At 64.8% G+C, this 12,408-nt stretch carries 5 protein-coding genes; 4 read left to right on the forward strand and 1 reads right to left on the reverse strand.

Translation table 11 applies throughout. From position 1 onward, the window contains the following. Positions 1–14 precede the first annotated feature (14 nt). From recC to recD, 3 genes are read left to right on the forward strand one after another with little or no spacing between them, the layout of a single operon-like run. On the forward strand, positions 15–3,446 hold the full coding sequence (gene recC, locus ACIPHM_RS11850) for an exodeoxyribonuclease V subunit gamma (RefSeq protein WP_400328020.1): 3,432 nt from the start codon (positions 15–17) through the stop codon (positions 3,444–3,446). After that, a complete protein-coding gene (recB, locus tag ACIPHM_RS11855; protein ID WP_400328022.1) occupies positions 3,443–7,297 on the forward strand; it encodes an exodeoxyribonuclease V subunit beta in 3,855 nt (1,284 codons plus the stop codon). Before recC ends, recB begins: the two co-directional genes overlap by 4 nt. Next, positions 7,294–9,441 carry an exodeoxyribonuclease V subunit alpha gene (gene recD, locus ACIPHM_RS11860; RefSeq protein WP_400328024.1) on the forward strand — a complete coding sequence of 716 codons (2,148 nt, stop codon included), beginning with the start codon at positions 7,294–7,296 and terminating at the stop codon, positions 9,439–9,441. Before recB ends, recD begins: the two co-directional genes overlap by 4 nt. On the opposite strand, the gene ACIPHM_RS11865 is transcribed toward recD, so the two are convergent. Beyond that, a complete protein-coding gene (locus ACIPHM_RS11865; RefSeq protein ID WP_400328025.1) occupies positions 9,425–10,786 on the reverse strand; it encodes a hemolysin family protein in 1,362 nt (453 codons plus the stop codon). The two genes, recD and ACIPHM_RS11865, sit on opposite strands and share 17 nt — an antisense overlap. Positions 10,787–11,186: 400 nt before the next feature. Between ACIPHM_RS11865 and ACIPHM_RS11870 the strand changes: the two genes are divergently transcribed. Further along, on the forward strand, positions 11,187–12,320 hold the full coding sequence (locus ACIPHM_RS11870; RefSeq protein ID WP_400328027.1) for a hypothetical protein: 1,134 nt from the start codon (positions 11,187–11,189) through the stop codon (positions 12,318–12,320). The last annotated feature ends 88 nt before the right edge of the window (positions 12,321–12,408 follow it).

The following is a 12,408-nucleotide window of genomic DNA, read 5'->3' on the forward strand; positions in this document are numbered from 1 at the left end:
GCCGCCACGCCCGCATGCTCCATCTATTCTTTTCCAACCGGTTCACCACGCTCGAAGCCGCCCTGTTGCGAGATATCGCCCAGGCGCCCGGCGCGTCGGGGGGGGCGATCAATCCCTTTGAGACCGAAACGATCGTCGTGCCAAGTGTGGCGGTGCGCCGCCGGCTCGAACTGGACTATGCGGATGTCTTCGGCGTGTGTGCGAACGTCCGTCTGACCTATCTTGCGCAGTGGTTATGGGACATGGCGGGCAAGCTTCTCACCGTGCCCGAGAGTTCGCCGTTCGCGCCGGACCGCCTCGTCTGGCCGCTGTATCAATGTCTCGCCCAACCTTGGGTGGAGGCGTCACCGCGTCTGGCGGGCTATCTGGCGGGGGCGGACGATGTCATGCGCTTCGAGCTGGCCGAGCGTCTGGCGCATATCTACGATCAGTACCTGACGTACCGGCCGAACTGGCTCGAACGCTGGCAATCGGGGGAGTTGATCGTGCCGGGTGGGCCAGCGACGACGGACTCGACGGCGAGTTGGGGGGATGTCCAGCGTGCCGACGAGGCGTGGCAAAGCGCGTTGTGGCGTCAGGTACTGGCGCATCTGGGGATTCGCGAGCGTCATCCGACGCTGCGGGCTATCGACCGGATCGAGCAACTGACACCCGATACTGTGCCCGCCGGATGGCCCTCGCGCGTGTCGGTGTTCGCGCTCTCGTCGATGCCGCCGCTCTCGATGGCGCTGCTCAAGGCGATGTCCCGCCTGATCGACGTCCACCTTTACGTCCTCAATCCCTGCGAAAGCTATTGGTTCGACATCGTGCCGCCCTCGCGCTTGTCGTACCTGACCCGGCGCGACGGTGCAGCGCATCGGGAGGTGGGACATCCGTTGCTGGCCGAATGGGGACGACAGACGCAATCGCACATCGATGCCCTGTACGCGGACCTCGCGCCGCAAGCGGTAGAGGATCGGGCGCTATTTCAGCCGAACACCGCGTCGACACTGCTCGCTACGTTGCAGAACGGCATTCTTTCGCTGGACGACGGACGTCACGGTGCCCCTGACGGCGTGGATGCCGACGGGTCGGTGCAAGTGCACGTATGCCACAGTCTGGCGCGTCAGATCGAAGTCCTGCACGACCGGTTGCTGGCCTGCTTCGACGAGATTCCCGATTTACGACCTGACGATGTGCTGATTACCGTGCCGGACCTCGGACGGGCCGCACCGCTCATCGACGCCGTATTCGGCACGGCAACGCCGCGTATTCCCTATCTGGTGACGGGCTTGCCGCCAACGCGCACCAATCCGGTCGCGCGCGCATTCGCCTCGATTCTGGCGCTGCCTCAGCAGCGCGTGGCGGCGTCGAGTCTGGTGGAACTGGCACGAACGGAGGCGGTGGCACAGCGCTACGACCTCGGCGGCAATGTACTCGATGCGATTCAGAACTGGTTGCATGCGGCGGGCGCACGTCGTGGCTGGCGAGGAGACGCCTTGCTGCGGCTCGACACCCCGAAGGCCGACCGGGACGCCGGGGACGTCGCTCCCGCACTGGAGCGGCACACGCTGGGCGACGCGATGATGCGGCTGTTCCTCGGTTATGCCTTGCCCGACGACGCCATGCCGGTGGACGATTGGCTGCCCGTCGGCGGAATTGAGGGCGGGCGTGCCGAGTTGCTCGGGCAACTGGCTCGCCTGATCGACGATCTCGATATGACGGCGGTGGCGTTGCTGACCGAGCGCACGGGCCTTGCTTGGCGCGATCAGTTGCTGGCGATGCTGGAACAATTCTTCTCCGACGAGCCCCGTTTTGCCGACGATGTCGCTGAAGTGCGCATGGCCATCGAGCAGGTCGGCTCGGCCATCGCCGATGGCGCACCTGAAGTGCTGGTGCCGGTGGAAGTGGTGGCGCGGGTGTTGGCCAACGCGCTGGACGATCCAACGCGTGGCGGGGTGCCGTCTGGACGGGTGACGTTCGCGGCGATTCCGAGCTTGCGTCTCTTGCCCTACCGCGTGGTGTGCATGATCGGCATGGACGACGGTGTGCTGCCGGGGCGCGTGCGTGCCGACGAGTTTGACCTGATGCGCGCGCTGCCGCAACGTGGCGATCGCCAGCGTCGTGACGACGAACGCAACCTTTTCCTCGACCTGATGTTGAGCGCTCAGGACCGCTTCCTGATGACCTACACGGGGCGCAGCGTGCGCGACAACGCCCCGTTGCCGCCGTCGACTGCCGTGGATGAACTGCTCGATTTCACCGGCCAACTGCTTGCCCCGATGTCGCGAGGCTTCACTCTCGAGGAACAAGGCGAAGCCCGGAAAAGGCTTGTGGTGCTGCATCCGCTGCAACCGTTTTCGCCGGCGTATTTCGATGGGCACGACGCATCGCTGTACAGCTATGACGTATCCAACGCAGAGGCTGCACAGCAATTGGCCGAACAACTGGCGTCTCCCGTGCCTGAAGCTGCTGCCGTTCCTTTTGTGCGCGAGCCGTTGCCCGCGGTCGCACAAACGCATTTGACACTCGACGATCTGCTGCGCTTCTGGCGTCACCCGGGCCGGGCGTGGGCGCGTGACCGGTTGGGGCTTTCGCTTGGCGAAATGCTCACGGAGGTCGAGGACGAAGAGCCGTTCGTGCTCGATTGGGCCGGACGCGATGCGCTCGCGGCGCGACTTTTGCCGCGCTTGCTTCGCGACGAGGGGCACGATGTGCGCGCGCATGCGGAGGCCATCGAGCGTATCGCGAACGTGAGTCATGAGTTGCCGGGGGGGGCGACGGGAGCTGTCTGGCGTCGACGGGAATTGGGGGGACTACGCGCACTGGCGACGCAAGTGAGAGAGGCGCAGGCCGAGGGAGCGCAGGAGCTGCGGGTGACGCTGCCTTTGAAGCCTGTGCTGCCGCCGGCATGGCGCGAGTCGACGGACGCCGCATGGCACGGCGATGCCACGTTGTCGGCCGAGTGCCTGTTGCAAGGGCGTCTTGCACCGGTGTCGCGCCATGGGCTGGTGATGTACCGCTACGGCAGCATGCGCCCGAGCGATCTTCTGGCCGCGTGGCTGGCGCATCTGGCGCTCTGTGCGCATCTTCAGCAGCCTGAGCATGCCGGACTCGACGTGGCGGCCAGAACGCTCTGGTACGGCGAAGACGAGACGTTTGCGTTGCGTGCGGTGGACGACGCGGCGGCGGTGCTGGCGCAATGGGTGGCGTTATACCGCCTCGGGCAGACCCGACCGTTACCGTTCTTCGTGCGAAGCGCGTGGAAGCTCGCCAGCACCGGCAAGCCTGCGGACGCGCAAAGCGCGTGGCAGGGCTCGGCGTTCGCGCGTGGCGACGCAGACGATCCCTATACCAAACTGATCTGGCGCGGCGTGGAAGATCCGCTCGCGGCGCCGTTCGATTTGTTGGCGAACACGATGTTCGGTCCGATGGTGCAGCACCTTGAAATCGTGGAGGGCGCATGACTCAGCTCATCGACCTCGACGTCTTCGACTGCGATCTCGACGGCGTTTGCCTGATCGAAGCCTCGGCCGGTACGGGCAAGACCTGGAATATCTGCGCGCTCTACGTACGATTGCTGCTAGAAAAGCAACTGACCGTCGAGCAGATTCTCGTCGTGACCTTTACCAACGCCGCGACGGCGGAGCTGCGCGAGCGGATTCGCGGGCGTCTGGCGGGTTTGGTGGCTGCGATGGCGCCAGTCTTCGGCGAGGAGGGGGAAGAGGGCGAGAGTCCCGACGGCGACGATTTCTCTGACTTCGACCCCGATGCCAGCGACGATCCGCTGTTCAACGTGATGATTGCCGGGTTGGTCGAACGTGGCGACATGACCCCGAAGAACATTCGCGAATGCCTGCAAAGGGCGTTGCGGGGCTTCGATCAGGCGTCGATTCACACCATTCACGGCTTCTGCCAGCGGGCACTCGCCGAGGTGCCGTTTGCGGCCGGATTGCCCTTCGCCTACGAACTGGTGCCGGACGACAACGGTGTGCGTCACGATCTGGCGGTGGAGTTCTGGCGGCGCGTAGTGGAACCGCTCGCGGCGCAGGACGACAGTTTTGCCGCATGGCTCGTCGATCGCAAGCGCTCGCCGGGGACGCTCACGGATCAACTGGCGCGCCGTCTGAAGAAGCCGATGTCCGAACTGCGCTGGCCGCAAGCTGTGCAAAGCGATGCGCAATCGTCACCGGACCCCGCCCTGCTCGCGACCTATGCAGCGGCATGCGAGTGCTGGGAGGCCGAGGCGTCGGTGATTGCCGACCTCATGCGCGCTGCACTGCCATCGTTCAAGAGGAACATCTATAACGAGACGTCGCTGCCGCAGGCCGTGTCGGCATGGCAGCGCTATCTGAGGGCACGCGATGCAGGCGCGTTGTTGAACCCGAAGGCGGAATTGCTCACGACGACGCGTCTCGCCAAGGACATCAAAAAGGGCGAGACGCCGCCGGATCACCGGTTCTTCGAGATGGCCGATGTTCTGGTTCGCTCGCGGGCCGATGCCGAAGAACGCTACGGCTTGCAGTGGCTGCGGATTCTGCGCGATTGGCTGATGGAGGCCCCCGACCAACTGGCGCTTCGCAAGCGCGAATTGCGCGTGGTGTCCTTCGACGATCTGCTTGGCAACATCGCGCGGGCGCTGCGTCAGCATCCCGATCTGGCGCAGGCTTTGCGCGAGCGATATCCCTGCGCGCTGATCGACGAGTTTCAGGATACCGACCCGCTGCAATTCGCGATCTTCAACGCGGTGTATGGTCAGCGCGCGGCTACGTCAGCGACGTCCGCGATGGCGACAGACGACGGGCGCGGGCCGATGTTCATGGTCGGCGACCCGAAGCAGGCCATCTACAGCTTCCGCGCGGCGGATCTGCACACCTATCTGGCGGCGCGAGAGAACGCGGACGCGGCGTACACGCTCGCCGTCAATCAGCGCTCGACACCGGCCATTATCGAAGCGGGGAATCGATTGTTCGGTGCCAACGGCCGGGCATTCGTGCTCGAAGGGCTCGACTATCCGCCGGTGCGACCGGGGGCACGTCGTCGCCCCCCGTTGTCGGATGTATGTGAAGTCGCGGACTTCACCGTCTGGTGGCTGCCCGACACCGATGAACCGCTGTCGAAGGACGAAGCGCAGCAAGCCTGTGCACGGGCGACAGCCGCCGAGGTGGCGCGCTTGCTGGCGGGGGCGTCGCGCGGCGACGTGCTCGTTGGCGACCGGCCGCTGGCACCGGGCGATATCGCCGTGATCGTACAGACGCACCGTCAGGGCGCACTGATGAAAGCGGTGCTCGCCGAGCATGCCGTGGGAAGTGTCGAACTGACGCAGGACTCGGTGTTTGGGAGTGAGGAAGCGGAAACGCTGCTACGCGTACTCCGTGCCGTGGAAGCGCCGGGGGACGTACGCGCGCTGCGTGCGGCGCTCGCGACGGAACTGTTCGGGCTCGACGCCACGGCGCTGTATCGCATGCAGACGAGCGAAGCGTCCGATGCAGAAGCGATTGCGTGGATTGAGCGCCTGCAACGTTATCGTCAGTTGTGGACCGACCGGGGCTTCTCGGCGATGTGGCGCACGCTCATGCGCGAGTTGGGACTGGCGGCTCGGCTGGTCGCACAGTCCGGCGGCGAGCGGCGTCTGACGAACTTCATGCATCTGGCCGAACTGGCGCAAGCGCGTTGGGCCGAGCAGCCCGGCATGCCCGCGCTGTTGCGCTGGCTGGCGTCGCAACGCAACGCCAGCGGGGGCGAGGAGGCGCAGTTGCGTCTCGAGTCGGATCAGAACCTGGTGCAGATCGTGACCGTTCACAAGTCTAAGGGGCTTGAGTACGGCGTGGTGTTCTGTCCGTTCCTCTGGGACGGCGCGGTGCGCGACGGCGGCAGTCTCGATGGTCTCGAATACCACGACGGCCCCACGGCAGTCATCGACTTTACCGATGCGGCGGGCAAGGGCTCTGCGGCGGCTGCAGCACTGCGTCAGGAGCAGTCGGCGGAGCAAGCGCGATTGCTTTACGTCGCGCTCACGCGCGCGGTGTATCGCTGCTATCTGGCCGCGGGCATCTATTCGTCGCGTCGGAGCGTGAAAGAGGCATGCGGCGGCATGCTCAACTGGCTCGCTGCCGGACAGGGCACGACGTTCGATGCATGGATTGCGTCGACGATCGATGCCGACGAGCGGGTGGAAAGCATCCGCACAGCGTGGAAGGCGCTCGTCGGCGGGCCGCTCGACGTGGTGCCGCTGCCGGTGGGCGACGCGCTCGATAACGACACGCGCGTCGTTCACGACGTGCCGCCCGAAATCACCACGCGCGCGAGTACGCGGGCGCTGCGCGAGGCCTGGCGTATCGGCAGCTTCTCGGGGTTGCTGGCGGGCATGCATGCCGGGCCGCAGTTGGGGGGCGGCCAGTTGAGTGCGCCCGAGCGTACGCGTCCCGATTACGACGCGCAGGCCAACGCCGGGCCGACGTTTGCACTGCCACCGGATGGTGACGACGCCTGGCCGCCCGCCGACGACATTCTGCGTTTCCCGCGGGGGCCGGCCGCCGGTGAGAGTCTGCACCGGGTCTTCGAACTGGCGGACTTCCAGTCGCGCGCACAATGGCCGCATGCCGTTTCGCGGGCGTTGCGAGAGCGTCCGCCGGGGCGTGGGGCCGAGCAAAACGATACCTGGCGCGCCATGATGACGAACATGTTGGCCGACACGCTCGCCACACCACTGCGCCCCGGTCTGCATCTGGTCGATGTCGGGCTGGGGGAGCGTCTCACCGAAATGGAGTTCACCTATCCAGCGGACGCCGTGTCGCTGGACGCATTGCGCGGTCTGCTGCGTCAGTTCGGCTATCCGGATCTGCCACTCGACGCCACAGTGCTGCGTGGCTACCTCAAGGGCTTCATCGATCTGGTGTTCCGCCATAGCGGGCAGTGGTGGATTCTCGACTGGAAATCGAACTACCTCGGCACCGCGCCGGAGAATTACGGGGCTGACGGTTTGCGCGAGGCGATGGCCGAGCACGGCTACCACTTGCAATATCTGCTCTACACACTGGCGTTGCATCGCTATTTGCAGCGTCGCTTACCTGACTACGATTACGACCGCGACATGGGCGGCAGTCTCTATCTCTTTGTGCGGGGGGTGCGTCCCGACTGGGCGAGTGCCCATCTGGCCGGTGACGATGTGCCGGGTGTCTTCTTCGACAAACCGTCGCGTGAGATGGTCGATGCGCTCGACGGATTGTTTGCCGCAGGCGAAAACGCCGCGCTGGCCGAAGCGCTTTCGCTCGATGGGCGTGGCGGTGCGGCGGATGCAGGCGGGGAGGGCGCATGAGCGATCGACGTCATATGGGCGACGCGTCCGGCGCGCTCTTGGCCGACAGCGGTGTCGTGCGTCTGGCGCAGGGTTTCGCGCGGCGCATGGAGCTACTCGCCCGCGGGAACGGCGCGGACGACGTCACATGTCGCTATGTTCGGCGTGCGGCGCTCGAAGTCAGTCTGGCCACGTCGGAAGGTCACGTTTGTGTGCCGCTCGTTAATCTGCTGGATGTGCAGGCCAGCGGCGAGTTGTTCCCGGGCGATGCGCCGGCATTGTCCGTCTGGCGCGACGCGCTCTTCGCAAGCGGCTTGTGTGCGCCGGCCAGCCTCTCTCGCGCGCTGGGCGACGCACAGGCTTACGCGCAAGCCGACGCCTTCCCACTGTTGCTCGATGATCGCGACCGCCTCTATCTGTCGCGCTATTACAGCTATGAGGCGCGTCTCGCGGCGGCGCTCGGGCGCAAGCTCTTGATGACCGAGGGCACGTCGCAAGCGGGTATCACGGTGGCGGACCGCGAACGTCTGCGGCGTTACTTCGGTGACGGCGTCCTCCTTTCGAGCGACGCTCAACGCGAACCGAACTGGCAGATGGCGGCGGCGGCGCTGGCGCTTGAGCGCTCACTGGTCGTTCTCAGCGGCGGACCGGGCACGGGCAAGACCACGACGGTGGTGGGTCTGCTCGCGTGCCTGCTCGAACGCGACGCCAACTTGCGCGTCGCTCTCGCGGCGCCAACGGGCAAGGCGGCGCAGCGCATGCAGGAGGCGTTGACGGCGCGGCACGATTTGCCGGAGACGGTGCGTCTGGCCCTGCCGGAAGCGGCCGTGACGTTGCACCGGTTGCTGGGCGTCCTCCCCGAATCCGCCGAGCAGGTCGGGCGGCGCTTTCGTCATCACGCTGGGAACCCGCTGCCCTACGATCTGATCGTGGTGGACGAAGCGTCGATGATCGATTTGTCCATGGCGACGCAATTGCTCGAAGCGGTGCCTGACGGCGCGCGTCTGATCCTGTTGGGGGACAAGGACCAGTTGGCGGCCGTGGAGGCCGGTGCGGTGTTTGGGGAACTCAGCGCGCAGCGTGCGTTTTCCCCGGCGATGCGGGCGCGACTCCTGTCCGCGCTGACGTGGCCCGCCGATGATCTGCCTGATGCCGGGCCGCTGGCGCTCGGTGCCGGTACGTCGTTGAATGGCGGCAGCGCTGCCGCTGCGCACGTCGGTGCCGCTCGCGGGCTGGAAGACACCGTCATCTGGTTGGAGCGTACCTATCGCTTCGGTGCGCATTCTGCGATTGGCCGATTGGCTACCGCGATCAAGACAGGCAAGGTCATCGAGGCACGCAAGGAGCTCACCGTCGCAGAAAGCGAGTTTGGAAGTGTGGGAGTTGCGCCGCCGGTTGAGGCCGGGGCGCAGGAGTCCGCCGCTGTAGACCGGGTGCTGCTCAGTCAGGACGGTGGTATCCAGTTGTCGCAGCCCAATCTGAACGCGCTGGCCGACGGTTACGGCGATTATCTCGAAGCGCTCGCGCAAGCCGTCGCGACGATCGAACAACTGGGCGATCCGGCGGCGGCTACGACGGCTGATATTGCGATGGTCGCGCAGCCGGTATTCAACGCGTTCGGGCGGTTTCGCGTGTTGTGCGCCACACGAGGCGGGCGGCGGGGCGTCGAGTTCCTCGGGGCGCAACTGACGGCGCTATTGGCGCGTCGTGCCGGCGTGGCGCTCGGCGCTGGCGGCGGGGCGTGGTTTGCGGGGCGTCCGGTGCTGATTACGCAGAACGAATACGCGCTGAATCTCTTTAATGGCGACATTGGGATCGCGCTGCCGCTCGGGCCCTCGGGGACGTTGCGAGTAGCGTTTGCGATACCGGATGGCGGCTACCGCCTCTATTCACCGGCCAGCCTGCCTGCGCACGAAACCGCGTTTGCCATGACGATCCACAAGTCGCAAGGCTCGGAGTTCGAGCGTGTCGCCATTGTGTTGCCCGAGCAGGCAAGCCGTGTGCTGTCGCGAGAACTGATCTACACGGGCGTGACACGCGCAAGGCGTCAGGCGTGGTTGTTTGCGCCTTGGCCAGTGATTGCCTCGGCCATCGCGCGACCGACGCAGCGCGATGGGGGCTTGACCGACCGCCTGACGGAAGTGCTGGCTACGAAACCTCGTTAGCCGAAGGATTCGCGGCCTGCTTCGCCGCGGCGAGGGCCGCTTCGGCGACGGCGCCAACACGCGTGACGAGCAACTGGTCGATCTTGTAGTTGTCGATATCGACCACTTCGAACTTGTATCCGGCGGCTTCGGTGGCTTCCGATTTCTTGGGGATGCGCTTGAGCTGATAGATCATGAACCCCGCGATGGTCTCGAACTCGCCTTCGCCTGGCAGTTCGTCGATATCGAGCGCCTTTTTCACGTCTTCGACCGACGTGACACCGTCAACGAGCCACGAGTGCTCGTCGCGCTGCACGATCTGATCTTCGTCGGCGGGGTGCACGACATCGCCCATGAGTGCGCCAACGATGTCGTTGAGCGTCACTACGCCAACCACCAGACCGTATTCGTTGATGATGACGGCGAAGCCTTCACGGGTTTCCTTGAAGCGCGCCAGTGCTTCGGACAGGTTGAGCGTGTCCGGAATCACCAGCAGCTTTTTCGCGTAGAGGCGATCCAGATTGCGGATCACGCTCGACAGGTCTTCGCTCGCGATACGCTGGAGCAGATCCTTCGAGTCGACGTAGCCGAGCACGTTGTCGATCTCGTCGCGACATACGAGGTACTTCGAGTGCGGGCTTTCCGTGATCTTCTGGCGGATGCTGCGCTCGTCCTCCGCGATGGTGAAGTACACCACGTCGTCACGGAACGTCATCACCGAGCCGACGGTGCGCGATTCGAGCTCGAACACGTTCTCGATCAGATGCAGTTCCTGCTTGCGTAGTACGCCGGCCTGCGCACCTGCCCCCACCATCGCGGCGATGTCTTCGGACGTGATGTTGTCGATGGCATGCGTCGGCAGCTTGAACATGCGCAGAAACAGGTTCGCCACACCATTGAAGAGATAGACGAGCGGCCGCAGGATCTTCAGGCAAAGCAGCATCGGATCGATGATGGTCATGGCGACGCGCTCGGGATTGACCATGGCGAGGCGCTTGGGAATCAGATCGGCGAACTGGATGAAGGCAATCGTGATGAACAGGAACGAGCCGATGCCCGCCAGCCGCAGCGCCAGCGCCTGATCGGTGAATGGCGAGAGCCATTCGAACAGATAGCCGGTGAGGAAGCTCTCGCCGAGCACACCGCCAAGCACGGCGACCGCGTTCACGCCGATCTGCACGACGGTGAAGAAATTGCCCGGCTGCTCTTTGAGGGCGAGCACTTTGACCGCCTGCTCGTCGCCCTTTTCCATGAGCACTTGAAGTTTGGTGCGCTTGGCTGCCGTCAGCGAGATTTCGGAGGCGGAAAAGAAGGCGCTTGCCAGCACCAGCAAAAGAATACTGAAAAGAAAACCGTAACCACTCATATTGTTGTCCCTGAAAGTGCGAGTGCGGGTACATAGCCGCGACGCAGGCCGGACCTGTTCGCACGGGAGTGGGTCCGGAGGCAGGGAGACATTTCAAAACAAGGCCGGCGGGCCATCATTTTGAGATGCCTTCGGGCTGGGGCGCGGGAGCCGCGTCAGCTGTACCGCTGCCGATAGCATGCCATAAGTTCGGGGCACCCCGACAGCGCGACCCCTGCGTGACGGGTACGTACCGGCCGCCAGCATCCTGCGTTACGGGACGCTTGCGTGCACGAGCTACGAGAGCTGGCGTACAGAACCGACAATTCCCACACGAACGCTCGGGCATCGTGAACATCGCCTTGACGCGGTGTTGAGGCCGTGGCGACGGGCCACGACTCTATTCTTTGAGGATTTCTCGATGACTTTCGGTATACAGCCTGTGAATCAAGCGCTCGGTATGGGCGGCCTTGCGTATCTGACCCCTGTTGCACTCAATCCGGATGCCGGGTTGGCCAACGCCGCGGGTATTCCGCTGGTGCATGTCGCGAATGCGCGCAATCCCAGTCTGACGCACCCATGGACGGTAAATGAGCTACAAGCCGCGGCCGTGCGGCTCGACACGGCCAAGCGACACGACGAGGCGATGGCCGAATTTCAGGCTGACTTTCAAAGCGTCTCGTCGGAGGTCGATTCGTCCGACGCCGTATTTTTCAGCGCGTTCGTGCCCGAGTCGATGGATCTCGATAGCGTCGACGTGATCGACTCACTGCCGACAGTGCCCCTGGGAGGCAGATACGACGCCCCGCGCGTTGCGCAGCCGGTGCTATGCCCGTCCGCCCTGGCAACGCTGCACCGGTGTGCCAGCGTGCAACCCGTCAATCCTCGCGCGGTTTCGCTGGAAGGCCGTTATCACCCGGTGATCATGCCTGACGGGCGCAGCGAGCGTGCGCAGGTTTGCCGCGATATCGTGAACGGCTCGTTGCTCGGTACCGACGGGCGAAATGGCACGGTGCCTTTCGAACCGAGCCGCGCCGATGTGACGAAAGCCGTGGCAGACACCGCGCGTCGCTGGACGGGAAAGCCCGGGCTTTCAGGCAAGAAGGAGTGGACGATGGCCTGCCTGAAGAATGAACTCCCGGCCGACTTCATCACCGCGCTGAACGGCCGCCTGCATGCCGGCTCGCGTCTTTTGCCGCCGAGCGAGAGCACCGAATGGATGATTCGCGTGGGATTCGCCGACGGCATGCCCATGCACCAGGCGTTGGTGCGTGGCGATCTCCCCGCGAACGTCGGACTGGGCACGGCCGAGTGGGCCAGGCTCGCGCTGGGCATCGAGCAACTGGGCGAGAGCCACTGGGAGGCGCGCCACACGAAGGTGATGGACGCGGCGGCCATGCCCGCAACCAACACCAAGGCCTTCACGGCGTTGGCGACGTCGATGTCGTTGTTGCCCGCGCACATCGCTACGGAGCGTCTGCGCAACGTATTGAAGATGCTCGGCGTGCCGACGTTACCTGCGGAGCCAACGAATGAGCCGCTTCGCGCCGTGTGATCGCGTGAGCGCGGGTATCGTCTGCTCGACAAGCGTCACACATAAGTTGGCCAAAGGTTAGCGATAAGCCAGCTATTCATCCGTTGTA

It is taken from the genome of Pandoraea sp. NPDC087047 (assembly GCF_044745225.1).
Classification (GTDB): domain Bacteria; phylum Pseudomonadota; class Gammaproteobacteria; order Burkholderiales; family Burkholderiaceae; genus Pandoraea.